Origin of the sequence: Ancylobacter sp. VNQ12 (assembly GCF_049445835.1) — a bacterium.
GTDB lineage: Bacteria > Pseudomonadota > Alphaproteobacteria > Rhizobiales > Xanthobacteraceae > Ancylobacter.
Genome location: NZ_JBMSDU010000014.1, coordinates 121,214 through 133,995, shown reverse-complemented (window position 1 = coordinate 133,995; position 12,782 = coordinate 121,214). Strand labels below are relative to the sequence as shown.

The window sequence follows — 12,782 nt, the reverse complement described above, 5'->3', positions numbered from 1 at the left end:
GCGGGGCGGGCATTCTCGCCCACCACCAGCACATGCACCGGCGCGCCCAGCGCGAGCGCCGCCGTCAGCGCCCTGGCGGTGACCGGGTTCAGATGGGTGTCGTCATGTTCGGCGAACAGCAGCGTCGGCAGATTGTCGCTCATCGTCAAAGCACTCCCGCCGTCTTGAGATGGGCCACCAGTTCGGCGGCGGAGGAAACCTTGATGCCGGCCGTGCGGCCCGCCGGCTCGGTGGTGGAGATCACCTCCAGATGCGGCGTGAGGTCGACGCCGAGATCGGCGGCGCTCTTCTCCTCGATCGGCTTCTTCTTCGCCTTCATGATGTTGGGCAGCGAGGCGTAGCGCGGCTCGTTCAGCCGAAGGTCCGTGGTCAGCACCGCCGGCAGCGCCAGCTCCAGCGTCTGCAGCCCGCCATCGATCTCGCGGGTGACGGTGAGGCTGCCCTCACCGGCCTTCACTTTCGAGGCGAAAGTCGCCTGCGGCCAGCCCAAAAGCGCCGCGAGCATCTGGCCGGTCTGGTTGCAATCGTCGTCGATCGCCTGCTTGCCGAGGATCACGAGGCCCGGCTGCTCCTGCGCCACCAAGGCTTTCAGGATCTTCGCCACGGTGAGCGGTTCGACACCCGCCTCGTCCGTCTTCACCCAGATGCCGCGATCCGCACCCATGGCGAGCGCCGTGCGGATGGTCTCATCCGTCTTCACCGGCCCGACCGATACCGCGATCACCTCGCAAGCCTTACCCCCCTCCTTCAGCCGCAGTGCCTCTTCAACCGCGATCTCGTCAAACGGGTTCATCGACATCTTGATGTTCGACAGCTCGACGCCCGAACCATCCGCCCGCACACGGATCTTCACGTTGTAATCGACAACCCGCTTAACGGGCACCAGGATCTTCATCACCAACCTCCCGCCCGGCGGACGGGTGAGGTCCGTCGTGGGCAGCCGCATCTGGGGAGGGCGATGCCGTTGGAGCCCTTCAGGGCTCGAAATCCCTGAATCTGGACGGGTTCGGGCGGCATCGGCCCGCGAAAAGCGGGGCGAACCTATGGGCCGTCCGGAGGAGTGTCAACGCCGCAAGACGTCGTGCCCCGCCTTAGACCGGCGGGTTTCCCTCGGGCGTTCCGTCGCGGGTCATCACCCAGAGCGGGACACCCTTGCGCCGCAGGAAGATCACCAGCACCGCCCCGGTGAGCAGGCCGCCAATATGCGCCCACCAGGCGGTATCCTGATCGCCGGCGGTGGCAAGGCTCCAGATCTGGAAGGCGATCCACGCGCCCAGCGGCCAGATGGCGGGAATGCGCACCGGCACGCGCATGAACATCAGCACCCAGATGCGCACATTGGGATGCAGCATGAGATAGGCGCCGACGAGCCCTGATATGCCGGCCGAGGCGCCGACCAGCGGCGCGGCGGAATCGGGCATGGCGAGCGCATGGGCGAGCCCGCCGGCGACGCCGCAGACGAGATAGAAGGCGAGGAAGCGGACATGGCCCAGCGCGTCCTCGACATTGTCGCCGAATACCCAGAGGAACGCCATGTTGCCGGCAAGGTGCAGCCAGCCACCATGCAGGAACATGTAGGAGACGAGGGTGAGCTCAGCCGGCAGGCGCTCATATTCCACCGGCAGCACGGCGGCATGCGTCACCACCGCGGGAATCGCGCCATAGCCGAAGGCGGAGGCGACATCGATCTCCGGCTTGTAGCCCTGCTGCAGCAGCACGAAGACGGCGATGTTCACCGCGATCAGCGCCCAGGTGACATAGGCGTGGGTGATGCCCTCGAGCGGGTTGTCGTCATTGATGGGCAGCAGCATGGCTCGCCCCTCACTCGCCCCGGCCAGCGGCAGGGACCCAGAGCACGTCGCCGCCGGTGGGGCCTTCCGCCCGCGCATTGGCCGCACGGCTCATGACGAAGAGCAGGTCCGAGAGACGGTTGAGGTACTTCACCGCCGCCGGCGAGACGATCTCGCCCGGCGTCTGCGACAGTTCCACCACCAGTCGCTCGGCGCGTCGGCACACCGTGCGCGCGACATGCAGATGCGCCGCCGCCGGCGTGCCGGCCGGCAGCACGAAGGAGCGCAGCGGCTTCAAGGGCGCGTTCAGCAGGTCGATGTCGCGCTCGATTCCGTCGACCTGGGAGGCGACGATGCGCAGCGGCTCGTAGCCCGGATCCTCGCCGGTATCGGGTGTGGCAAGGTCGGCGCCGAGGTCGAACAGGTCGTTCTGCACCCGCGCCAGCACCGCATCGATGTCGGCGAGGTCGTCGCGCCCGCCGGTGTGCAGTCGGGCAACGCCGATGGTGGCGTTGGTCTCGTCCACCGTGCCGTAGGCGGTGACGCGCAGATCGTATTTTGGCCGGCGCTCGCCGGTGCCCAGTGCAGTCGAGCCGTCGTCGCCGGTGCGGGTATAGATGCGGTTGAGGACGACCATGAGGGATGCGTTGCCTCGCCGCTTCAGCCCTGATGCATCAGGATGATGGTGAGGAGAACGAAGCACAACGCCACCGCCTGCAACAGCACACGCCACTGCATCAGCTTCTGCGAGCGCAGCGGCGAGCCGCCCTTCGCCAGATTGGCGAGGCCGAGCACAAGCACCAGCGCCACCGCGCCCAGGGCGATCGGCAGGACAATGAATTTGGCGATGGTGACGGGATCCATCGGGTTCTCCGGCGGCCCCTGTCGAAGCCGGCTTTCAGTTCAGGACGACAATGGCAGCATTCAATGCCGCCGCATAGGATACCCACGCCAGATAGGGTGCCAGCAGCCACGCCGCTATGCGGTCGATGCGCGCGCTGGCGAGAATCGTACCGGCGATGGCCAGCCAGAGCACCCCGATGATGGCGAGCGCGGCGCCCGGCGCCTCCATGCCGAAGAACACCGGCGACCAGATCGCGTTCAGCACCAGCTGCGCGAACCAAAGGCCGACCGCCCGCCGCCGCTCGGGTGACGGCGCATGCAGCTGCCAGAGCCGCCACAGCGCCACCGCCATCAGCACGTAGAGCGTGGTCCAGACGATGGGAAACGCCGCGTCCGGCGGCGTCCAGCCGGGCTTGGCGAGGGCCGCGTACCAGGTCGGGATCTTCGGCGCCGTCGCCAGCGAACCCACGGCGCCGACGGCGAGGCACAGCCCGACGGAGATCACCAGGCGGAAGAAGGAAAGCGTCTTCATCGGCTCCTCCAAGGGCGGGGCGTCGTCTGATTCTGTCTTTATACGACGAGACCGCCGGGCGGATGCATCTTCCGCGGCGGACGGTCGCCCGCTCAGGTCGCCTGCGGGCGCACAGGACGGGCGCCAAGCTCACGGAAAGCACGCGAGGCCTCGTCGAGCCGCGCCGTCCAGGCGGGATCGGGCATCTGGCCACGCGTCGCAATTTCATAGGCCTGCAGCAGCGAGGCGATGGAGACCGGCTCGATCAGCGCCGCTTTCAAGGCCCAGGCGGCGACGAAGGCGAACACGACGCCGAAGGCCGTCCAGCCGCCCGGCAGCGCATAGGCCAGGCCGAGCGCCGGCCCGAGCAGGAAGACGAAGATCAGTGCCGCCAACACATATTCGAACAGGGTTATCCAGACCGCGTTGCGCACCAGCGCGCCCGCGTTCTGCGCATAGAGCACCAGCCCGTCGCGCGCCGCCGCGGCGGGCAGAAGCCCCTCATGGCGGATGATGTAGGCGAGGATGACCTCGTCGACGAGGCCGAGCGCCACCCGCAGCACCGCCTCGACAAAGGCGTTTAGCGTGCGCATGCCGGGGATCCAGTTGGTCAGCAGTCCGAGAATCCCGACAAAGGCGCGTACCGTGCCGCGGATCAGGAGGTCGACGCCGAACAGGACGTTCACCTCGAGGAAGCGGTGCTTCACCATCTGCGTGGCGTACTCGATCTGCGAGCGCCCGCCGGGAATGTCGCCGCCGCGCAGCAGCGCGTCCATCGCTGCGACATGGCCGGCCTTGACCAGATAGAGGAAATACTGGCGCACCCACCACAGCACGCCGAGCACCAGACCGAGCCCCACAAAGCCGCCAATCAGCGCGCCGCCGATCTCACCGTCGCCGCCGAAGGCGAGGCCGATGCCCCAGCCGACGCCCACCCCGATGCCGGTGCCGAACGCCATGCCGAGGGCGGCGAGCGCATAGACCACCAGCCGCAGCAGCACGAAGGGCCAAGTGCGCGCCACCAGTCCCAGCGACGCGCCGATCGAGAAGTCCCACATGGCTGCCCCCGGCTGCCCCGCGACCGGACAGCCGGTGCGCGAGGCAGGTTAAGACGGCATCGGGTAAAAGGAAATCAGGCTTTGCGTGCCGCCCGAGGGGTCGCTGCGTGAGTGCCGATGCGCAACCAGTAAGGCTCTCTTTCCTCTCCCATCGGGGAGAGGTGGCCCGCGCAGCGGGTCGGTGAGGGGCGACAATATTGCGGAGCGGAAAGCCCCCTCACCCCAACCCTCTCCCCCTCGGGGAGAGGGGGAAAGCTGCTGCGAGAAGCGAGCCGGCGTCAGGCGGCGAGGTGCTTCTCGATCTCGTAGACCGGCAGCTTGACCATGTCGCGATCGACCTCGGCGGCGATCGCCTCGGCCAGCGGACGACTGTAGAGCGGACGCAGCACGCCGAGCGCGCGCGGTGCGGCGACCACGACGACGGATTTGGCCTCGCCGGCCGCCACTGCCCGATCGAGCCGCGCGGCGAGCTTGCGCAGAAAGTCATGCTCGGCCTCGTCGTGCCAGTCCGTCCCCTCGACAGAGGAGCGTGCGGGGCTCGCCGACTGATGCACGCGGCCAGGCGCATCCGTGCCCTGCGCGGCGGCCGGCGGGTTCTCCTGTTCGTGCACCTCATGCGTGCGCAGGTTCGGAAACGCTGCGTCTCCCTGATTGACGAGGATGAGGGCCTTGCGACCGTCGCAGACTACGACCCACGCGCCGGCCTCGATCTTCATCTTGTTATAGTTGGTGCTCATGCACGCCTCCTTCACTTGATGGCGACGCCATTGCGCGCACCGCGCAACGCTTCGCGCCTTGACCTTGGTCAAGACGGCAGGGGCGGCGTGGGTTCCAGACCCGCGCAAGCCATCTCAGTCGACGCGCCGGGCCACCATCACCTGCATGCGGCCACGCCGGCGGAAGCCGATTGTTTCGTACACGCCGATCGCGGCGCGGTTGCCGGCATAGGCGTGCAGATAAGGGATATCGCCACGCGCGCGAATCTGCGCCGTCACGAATAGCGACAGCGCTCGCCCGAGGCCGCGCCCGCGCAGATCGGGATGCGAGCAGACCCCGCTCAGCTCGGTGAAGCCGGGCTGGCGCAGCCGCTCGCCGGCCATCGCCACGAGGCGGCCGTCCTGGCGGATACCCCAGAAGCGCCCGAGGTCCAGCGCCCTGAGGCTGAAGGGGCCCGGGCGGGTGAGCGTGGCCAGTGCCAGCATCTCCGCCGCGTCGGCAGCGGTGAGCGGGGCGATGCGCGGATCGTCCGGCGGCGGCAGGGGCGCTTCGGCGATCATCTGCACGGCCTCGGCGACGGACACCGGCGACAGGGCGTCGGGCAACACGATGTCGTCCGCCTCCACCAGCACGACGGTTTCGCTGGGTACGACGAGCGCCGCGAGGGCGCGCAGCGCGCCGGCGCCAGCATCGCGCGCGGCGGCGAAGGGAACGATCTCGGCGGCATAGCGCCTGGCGAGCGGCCCACCCTGCGCCAGCGGCGCGTGGCCGCCCGCCAGCGCCGACCAGATCGGGCGGTCAAGAAGATGCGCGTTCATCGGCCCGCCTCCCGCCTGCGGCTGGACTCGTTCCCAGCCCCCGTTGTCTGGCGACGCGCCGGGGCAACGGTTCGGCGGCAAGCCGGTCCTCGATCGCCGCCAGCTGGGCAAGCAACCCGCCGTCGAGACCGGCGCAGAGCTCGGTGACGGCAGCGTCGATCTGCGGCCACAGCTCGCCTTTCGCCGCCTCGACCAGCGCCCGCCCGGCGGGGGCGAGCGAGACGACCTTCTGCCGCTGGTCCGCCGGACCCGGCTTTGCCTCGACCAGCCCGGCCTCGGCGAGCCGCGCCACCGTACGGGTCACCCCCGGCTGGGACGCGCCGAGCGCCTGCGCCAGCTCGCCGACCGTCAGCGGCCCCAGCATGTCGAGGGCGGCGAGGAAGGGGTGCTGGCCGGAGGGCAGGCCGGCGTCGAGCGCATCGACCACATGCTGGGTTTCGGTCTGCAACTGCTCGCCGAGCCGTTTCAGCCGGCTGCCGAGCGCGAGATGGCCGAGCCGGCGGAGAAAGTCGTCCATTGCGACACGCCTCCATTTACATATGATGTTATATAATATGATATGCAAATACTTGGCAAGGCGATCGGCAGGGCTCGCGTCTATAGGCGCCCCTCGCGGGCACGCCGTATCGCCGCGTTGAGTTCGCCGCCATACACGAAGATCGAGGCGGTGGTGTAGAGAAACACCAGCGCGATCATCACCGAGGCAAGACCCGCATAGGTAGTGACGTAGTTGTTGGCGAATTCGGCGAGATAGCGGCCGAAGGCGGCGCCGGCGGCGAGCCAGAGCGCCAGCGTCACCAATATGCCCGGCGCCACGTCCGACATCCGGCGCCGCCCCGCCGGCAGCCACATATGCGCCACCACCAGCGCGACGATGAGGATCACCGAGGTGGCGGCATAGCGCAGTAAGGTGATGACCCAGCCGAAGGGCGCCAGCGCCGGCACCCAGCGCACTGCGGCGAGCCACAGCACGGGGCCGAGCACGACGAGGAAGGACAGCGCCAGGAGGCCCGCCGCGCCGACCACGACATAGCCGATGGATTCGAGCCGCAGCCAGTACCAGGAGCGGCTCTCGCGCACCCCATAGGCGCGGTTGAGGCCGATGCGCAGGCTCTCGATGCCGTTGGACGAGAAGTAGATGGCGAGCACCACACCGATGGTCAGGACGTCGGTACGCACCTGCGTCAGCACGTTGCGGATCTCGCTGCCGATGGGCGCCGCCACCTGGGCCGGCCACGCTTCCAGCATCAGCTGCACGGTCTCGTCGGCGAGGTTCTTGAAATCGAAGAAGGCCGCGAGCGCCGTGACGAAGATCAGGAAGGGAAACAGCGACATCAGCGCCGACAGCGCGATATGGCTCGAGATCGCCCAGCCGTCGTCTTCGACGAAGCGCCAGAAGGCATCCCAGGCGATGTCGAAGGCACGCAGCAAGGCGCCCGGTCTCCCTGATCGAAGCGAACGGCAGGACCTCACATCGGACGTTGCGCCGCAAATGGCAAGACGTGATGCCGCGCTCCCCCGCCGCATGCTTAATGGCGCGGCCGGCATGGCGGTGCCGTCTCACGAATCGTTTTGGCACCCCCGGCCGCGATTGTGGTAGATAGGGCGCCCTTATCGCGACCCCTGCATGAAGCCGGGGCAGGGCCATCTTTCACCGAGTATCCGTCATGTCCGCTACCTCTTCGCTTCGCGCCGTTCCCGCCACCGAGACCCGTCTCGGCGCGCCGGCGCCGCAGCAGGACGTGCCGGCGCTGATGCTCGACATCGGCCGCCGCGCCCGTGCCGCCGCCCGCACGCTGGCGATCGCGCCGGCACAGGCCAAGCGCGCCGGGCTTCTCGCCGCCGCCGCCGCCATCCGGGCCCATACGCCGGAAATCCTCGCCGCCAATGCCGAGGACGTCGCGGCCGCGACCATCGCCGGCATGAGCGCTTCCATGCTGGACCGCCTGACGCTGAACGAGGCGCGGCTGGAAGCCACCGCGCGCGGCGTCGAGGAGATCGCCGAGCTGGCCGATCCGGTCGGCAAGGTGATGGAGAGCTGGGAGCGGCCCAACGGCCTCAAGCTGGAGCGCGTGCGCACCCCGCTCGGCGTGATCGGCGTGATCTATGAAAGCCGCCCCAATGTGACGGCGGATGCCGGCAGCCTCGGCCTCAAGGCCGGCAATGCGGTGATCCTGCGCGGCGGCTCCGACAGCTTCAATTCCTCGCGCGCCATCCACGCCGCCCTCGTCGAGGGGTTGATGAGTGCCGGCCTGCCGGCGGACGCCATCCAGCTGGTACCCACCCGCGACCGCGCGGCGGTGGGCGAGATGCTGGCCGGGCTCGGCGGCAATGTCGACGTCATCGTGCCGCGCGGCGGCAAGAGCCTCGTCGCGCGCGTGCAGAGCGAGGCGCGCGTGCCGGTGTTCGCCCATCTCGAAGGGATCGTGCACATCTATGTCGACCGCAAGGCCGACCTCGCCAAGGCGCTGAACGTGGTGCGCAACGCCAAGCTGCGCCGCACCAGCGTGTGCGGGGCGGCGGAAACCCTTCTGGTCGACAGCGCCGGCGCGCGGACCCTGCTGGCGCCGCTGGTCACCATGCTGCTGGCGGAGGGCTGCGAGGTGCGCGGCGACGCGGCCGCCCAGACCATCGATGCGCGGGTGAAGCCGGCGACCGAGGAGGACTGGCGCACCGAATATCTCGACGCCATCATTTCGGTGAAGCTGGTGGACGGCCTCGATGCGGCCATCGACCACATCGAGGCCTATGGCTCGCACCACACCGACGCCATCCTCACCGAGGACGACGCCGCGGCGGAAAAATTCCTCGCCGAGGTGGATTCCGCCATCGTGGTGCACAACGCCTCCACCCAGTTCGCCGATGGCGGCGAATTCGGCTTCGGCGGAGAGATCGGCATCGCCACCGGGCGCATGCATGCGCGCGGGCCGGTCGGCGCGGAGCAGCTCACCTCGTTCAAATATCGGGTGCGCGGCACCGGCCAGATCCGGCCCTGACCGGCGCAGCAAGGCTTGCGGACCTGCGCACGGCCACGGATATGACCATGAGCGCGCGGGGGCGCAGCCATGTGCTTATGTTTCTTGCGCCCCTCGGAACGGTGCGCTAGGGGAGGGCCGCGGGCCAAACCACATGCCCTGCGCGGAGACCGGATGAATGACCTACGTCGTCACGGAGAATTGCATCAAGTGCAAGTACACCGACTGCGTGTCGGTGTGCCCTGTCGACTGCTTCTATGAAGGCGAGAACTTCCTCGTCATCCATCCGGACGAGTGCATCGACTGCGGCGTGTGCGAGCCAGAATGCCCGGCGGAAGCCATCAAGCCGGACACCGAGCCGGGCCTCGACAAGTGGCTGACCATCAACGCCGACTACGCCAAGGTGTGGCCGAACATCACCGATCGCAAGGACCCGCTGCCCGAGGCGAAGGAGTGGGACGGTGTAGCCGACAAGCTACAGTATCTCTCCGCCGAACCGGGTAAGCAGGACTGACCGCACCGCGCCGCCCCCTTCCCTTGGGAAGCCAAGCGCGATAAGCATAGACCGCCGCGACATGGCTCGCGAGCGCGGTCGCGCGCGCGTTGCATCGCAACACTATTTTGATTTCTGCATATTTTGTGTTATAAGCTGCTCGTGCAGTCGATTGGGTTTGCCATGGTGCAACGCTCCCGGACCGGAGCGCCCTTCCCGGAATTGATGTCGGGTTTCCATCCAGCGTGCGGTCGCGCGCCGGACTTCCCTGAGTTTTCCGTCGACGGCTGAAAGTACGGTTCCGGCATCCGCTGGAGCCGGGGTGTTTCTTGTCCCCGCGAGCTGAGCTCCCGGGGCGACGGCGGGCCGAGGTGGCGCGTCGCCGAAGGACCGAGACCCAGGAGCAGGCACGCAATGACGTCGACGAAGAAGCCGTCCAACAACATCCGCCAGGGTTTCAAGACGGGAGAACACATCGTCTATCCGTCCCACGGCGTCGGACGCATCACGGCGATCGAGGAACAGGAAGTCGCGGGTTTCAAGCTTGAGCTTTTCGTCATCCATTTCGAAAAGGACAAGATGACGCTGCGCGTGCCCGTGCCGAAGATCGCTACCGTCGGCATGCGCAAACTCTCCGAGCCCACCATCATGAAGAAGGCGCTGGAGACCCTGAAGGGCCGCGCCCGCGTGAAGCGCACCATGTGGAGCCGCCGCGCGCAGGAATATGAGGCCAAGATCAATTCCGGCGACCTCGTCGCCATCGCCGAGGTGGTGCGCGACCTCTACCGCTCCGAGGCGCAGCCCGAGCAGTCCTACAGCGAGCGCCAGCTCTATGAGGCCGCGCTCGACCGCATGGCCCGCGAGCTCGGCGCCGTCGACAATCTGACCGAGACCGAAGCGATCAAGGTCATCGAGGCGAACCTGCTCAAGGGCCCGCGCCGCGTTGGCAAGGGCGAGGCGGAAGCCGAGATCGAGGCCGGCGACGAAGAATCCGAGGAAGCCGCCGCCTGAGGCGCCGCGCCCCCTTATCGAACCACGCAAAGCCCGGCCTCGCGCCGGGCTTTTTGTTTGCCCGAGCCTGCGTCTGCGCCGGGGAACCCGGAGCACACCCGCCGCGTTACGTTCCTGGTACGCCGTCGTCCATGAAGCGTTCGGGAGCAGCGCATGAGCGAGCCGGCCGACAGCCATTCCCGGCTGGCGCGAGAGGCCATGAGGATTCCCCTGCTCGATCGCGAGCAGGAGTACCAGTTGGCGCGCCGCTGGGCCGAGACCCATGACGAGGCGGCGCTGCATGTGCTGGTGCGCGCGCATATGCGCCTCGCCATCGCCATTGCCCGTCGCTTCCGCAATTACGGCCTGCCCATGTCCGACCTCGTGCAGGAGGGTCATATCGGCCTGCTGGAGGCGGCGGCGCGCTTCGAGACCGCCCACGAGGTCCGCTTCTCGACCTATGCAAGCTGGTGGATCCGCGCGGCGATCCAGGATTACGTGCTGCGCAACTGGTCCATCGTGCGCGGCGGCACCTCCTCCGGGCAGAAGGCGCTGTTCTTCAATCTGCGCCGCATGCGCGCCCGGCTGGAGCGCTCCAATGAGAACGGCACCTTCCTGCCGCGCGAAGAGATGCACGCCACCATCGCCCGCAGCCTTGGCGTCAATCCGGTCGAAGTCGCCCGCATGGATGCGCGGCTGAACATTCCCGACCTGTCGCTCAACGCCCCGCTGGTGAACGACGACGAGGCAGGTGGCGAGCGGCTCGACCAGCTGGTGGCGACCGATCCGCTGCCGGACGAGCAGGCCTCGATCGAGATCGACGGCGAGCGGCGCCGCCGCTGGCTGCGGCGCGCCCTGCGCGCGCTGAACGAGCGCGAGATCCGCATCATCCAGGCCCGCCGCCTGAACGAGGACAGCGAGACGCTGGAAACGCTGGGCGCCCGGCTTGGCATTTCCAAGGAACGTGTCCGCCAGATCGAGAGCCGGGCACTGGAAAAGCTGCGCATCGCCCTGACGCAAGGCCCCGACGTGCCGCGCGGCGCGTTCGGACCAGCCTAGGCGACCCGCCCGAGCCTACTCAGCGATGATCTTGTACTGCTCGCCATAGGCGAGCTTGTCGCCCTTCTCCAGCCCGTTGAGCACGAGGAAGCGCTCCAGCGCGCGGTCCTGCACGTCCATCTTGCCCGCCAGCTTCTCGGAGGTGTCGGTGATCCCCGCCTTGACGATGCGGATGCGCAGCGGCTTGACGTTCTCCGCCTCCTCGATCGACACGCGCCGGAAGGTCTCGGCCGCCTCGCGGAACTGCGCGTCGAGCTCGGGCGTGAGTTCGCGCGCCGCGAAGATGAGCCGGTAGACATCGCTGCCGAAGCGGATGGCGAACATGCGGAACGACCATTGCTCGCCGCGCGCCACCGCCGTCGCCGCCGGGAAGCCGTTCAGCACCAGGCTTTCGACGGACGAGACCTCCACGCCGTCGATCCAGCCGGAGGACAGGTACTGGGCCAAGCTCTGGTCGCCGCCCACCCGCACGGCATCGAGCCGCAGCGCCTCGCGACCGGTGGCGGTGGCGCCGAGCACGGCCTGCGAGGTGTTCTCCAGCGTGAAGCCCTCGGGCGCAGTGAAGGTGAAGCCGAGCTTGGGATGGAAGAACCGCCGACCGCGGATGAAACCTTCCTTGGGATCGTCGCCGAACACCAGCCCGTCGATCGCGCCGAGATACTGCGTCCGGTCGCGCTCGCCGGGCTTGGCGGGCGAGGCGTATTCACGCGCATTCGCCATCACGATGGAGATGCGCTCGGGGGTCGCCGGATGGCTGGCGAGGAAGTCGCTCTGCTGGTCGTTGTTGGCGTTCGGCCCGGTGGCGGTAGACTTGAGGCTCGCCTGCCGACCCATGGTGGTGAGGAAGCGCTCGGCGCCATAGGGATCGAAACCGGCGCGCGCGCTGATGCCCACCCCGATGGCGTCCGCCTCCAGCTCCTGCCCGCGCGAGAAGCTGGCGAGCGAGATGCGGCTCTTCGCCAGCGCCAGCGCGCCGAGATCGGAATCGTTCACCACATCGGAGATGACGCGGCTGACCAGCACCGCCTGCTTCATCTGGTCCTCGCGCGTCGCCGCGTGGTTGGCGATCACATGCGCCATCTCATGCGCCAGCACGGAGGCGAGCTCGGAATTGTCGGAAGCGAGCGCCAGCAACCCGCGCGTGACATAGAGCGAGCCGTTCGGCAGGGCGAAGGCATTGATCGCCGGCGAGTTGAGGATGGTGACGCGGTAATGCAGGTCCGGCCGCTCGGAGGCCGCCACCAGCCGGGTGACGATCTGCTGGATCTCCGCCTGCAGCTTCGGATCGTTGTAGGCACCGCCATAGGAGGCGACGAGCCGCTCGTGCTCCTTGCGCTGCGACGGCGTCATGGTGTCTTCGAGCGAAGGCGCGGATGTGGCCGCCTTGGCGTCGGCGGTGGCCGGCTCCTGGAGACCGGCACAGGCCGACAGCCCGACCGACAGCACAAGCAGACCCGCCAGCCCCAACAGCCGCAGCCATTGTGCCTTGCCCGGCGCCCCCATCTTCCCCGGCGTCCTCACCCGTTTC

15 protein-coding genes and 1 pseudogene are annotated in these 12,782 nt (G+C 68.2%); 4 read left to right on the top strand and 12 right to left on the bottom strand.

Annotation, left to right across the window (positions count from 1 at the left end; translation table 11 throughout):
* The 11 genes and pseudogenes from ACO2RV_RS17870 to ACO2RV_RS17820 all read right to left on the bottom strand — a co-directional run.
* Positions 1-143: pseudogene (locus ACO2RV_RS17870) on the bottom strand (electron transfer flavoprotein subunit alpha/FixB family protein); the annotation flags it as partial.
* Positions 144-145: 2 nt separating this feature from the next.
* On the bottom strand, positions 146-895 hold the full coding sequence (locus ACO2RV_RS17865) for an electron transfer flavoprotein subunit beta/FixA family protein (RefSeq protein ID WP_423295431.1): 750 nt from the start codon (positions 893-895) through the stop codon (positions 146-148).
* A 196-nt stretch (positions 896-1,091) separates the two neighbouring features.
* Entirely contained in the window at positions 1,092-1,811 is a 720-nt protein-coding gene (locus tag ACO2RV_RS17860; RefSeq protein WP_423295429.1) for a rhomboid family intramembrane serine protease, read from the bottom strand.
* A 10-nt stretch (positions 1,812-1,821) separates the two neighbouring features.
* Positions 1,822-2,427 (bottom strand): cob(I)yrinic acid a,c-diamide adenosyltransferase, encoded by a 606-nt coding sequence (locus ACO2RV_RS17855; protein ID WP_423295427.1) that lies wholly within the window; start codon positions 2,425-2,427, stop codon positions 1,822-1,824.
* 23 nt (positions 2,428-2,450) lie between these two features.
* Entirely contained in the window at positions 2,451-2,654 is a 204-nt protein-coding gene (locus ACO2RV_RS17850) for a twin transmembrane helix small protein (protein ID WP_423295425.1), read from the bottom strand.
* A gap of 34 nt (positions 2,655-2,688) precedes the next feature.
* On the bottom strand, positions 2,689-3,165 hold the full coding sequence (locus tag ACO2RV_RS17845; protein WP_423295423.1) for a TspO/MBR family protein: 477 nt from the start codon (positions 3,163-3,165) through the stop codon (positions 2,689-2,691).
* A gap of 92 nt (positions 3,166-3,257) precedes the next feature.
* Positions 3,258-4,202, bottom strand: a complete 945-nt coding sequence (locus ACO2RV_RS17840) for a hypothetical protein (protein WP_423295421.1) — start codon at positions 4,200-4,202, stop codon at positions 3,258-3,260.
* 278 nt (positions 4,203-4,480) lie between these two features.
* The gene (locus ACO2RV_RS17835; RefSeq protein WP_423295419.1) at positions 4,481-4,939 is read right to left on the bottom strand and encodes a host attachment protein; all 459 of its coding nucleotides are present in this window, start codon (positions 4,937-4,939) and stop codon (positions 4,481-4,483) included.
* Between the two features lie 114 nt (positions 4,940-5,053).
* Positions 5,054-5,737 carry a GNAT family N-acetyltransferase gene (locus tag ACO2RV_RS17830; RefSeq protein ID WP_423295417.1) on the bottom strand — a complete coding sequence of 228 codons (684 nt, stop codon included), beginning with the start codon at positions 5,735-5,737 and terminating at the stop codon, positions 5,054-5,056.
* The gene (locus ACO2RV_RS17825; RefSeq protein WP_423295415.1) at positions 5,718-6,254 is read right to left on the bottom strand and encodes a MarR family winged helix-turn-helix transcriptional regulator; all 537 of its coding nucleotides are present in this window, start codon (positions 6,252-6,254) and stop codon (positions 5,718-5,720) included. The genes ACO2RV_RS17830 and ACO2RV_RS17825 overlap by 20 nt, the downstream gene beginning before the upstream one ends.
* A gap of 80 nt (positions 6,255-6,334) precedes the next feature.
* The gene (locus tag ACO2RV_RS17820) at positions 6,335-7,168 is read right to left on the bottom strand and encodes a YihY/virulence factor BrkB family protein (RefSeq protein ID WP_423295413.1); all 834 of its coding nucleotides are present in this window, start codon (positions 7,166-7,168) and stop codon (positions 6,335-6,337) included.
* Positions 7,169-7,404: 236 nt separating this feature from the next.
* Between ACO2RV_RS17820 and ACO2RV_RS17815 the strand changes: the two genes are divergently transcribed.
* The 4 genes from ACO2RV_RS17815 to ACO2RV_RS17800 all read left to right on the top strand — a co-directional run bounded on the left by ACO2RV_RS17815 (position 7,405) and on the right by ACO2RV_RS17800 (position 11,254).
* Complete coding sequence (locus ACO2RV_RS17815; RefSeq protein WP_423295411.1) at positions 7,405-8,733, top strand: glutamate-5-semialdehyde dehydrogenase; 1,329 nt, start codon at positions 7,405-7,407, stop codon at positions 8,731-8,733.
* Between the two features lie 157 nt (positions 8,734-8,890).
* On the top strand, positions 8,891-9,226 hold the full coding sequence (fdxA, locus tag ACO2RV_RS17810) for a ferredoxin FdxA (protein ID WP_423295409.1): 336 nt from the start codon (positions 8,891-8,893) through the stop codon (positions 9,224-9,226).
* Positions 9,227-9,619: 393 nt separating this feature from the next.
* Positions 9,620-10,216 (top strand): CarD family transcriptional regulator, encoded by a 597-nt coding sequence (locus ACO2RV_RS17805; protein WP_423295407.1) that lies wholly within the window; start codon positions 9,620-9,622, stop codon positions 10,214-10,216.
* 153 nt (positions 10,217-10,369) lie between these two features.
* A complete protein-coding gene (locus ACO2RV_RS17800) occupies positions 10,370-11,254 on the top strand; it encodes an RNA polymerase factor sigma-32 (protein ID WP_423295405.1) in 885 nt (294 codons plus the stop codon).
* A gap of 15 nt (positions 11,255-11,269) precedes the next feature.
* Here ACO2RV_RS17800 and ACO2RV_RS17795 read toward each other — a convergent pair whose 3' ends face one another.
* Positions 11,270-12,757 carry a M48 family metalloprotease gene (locus tag ACO2RV_RS17795; protein WP_423295403.1) on the bottom strand — a complete coding sequence of 496 codons (1,488 nt, stop codon included), beginning with the start codon at positions 12,755-12,757 and terminating at the stop codon, positions 11,270-11,272.
* Positions 12,758-12,782 lie beyond the last annotated feature (25 nt).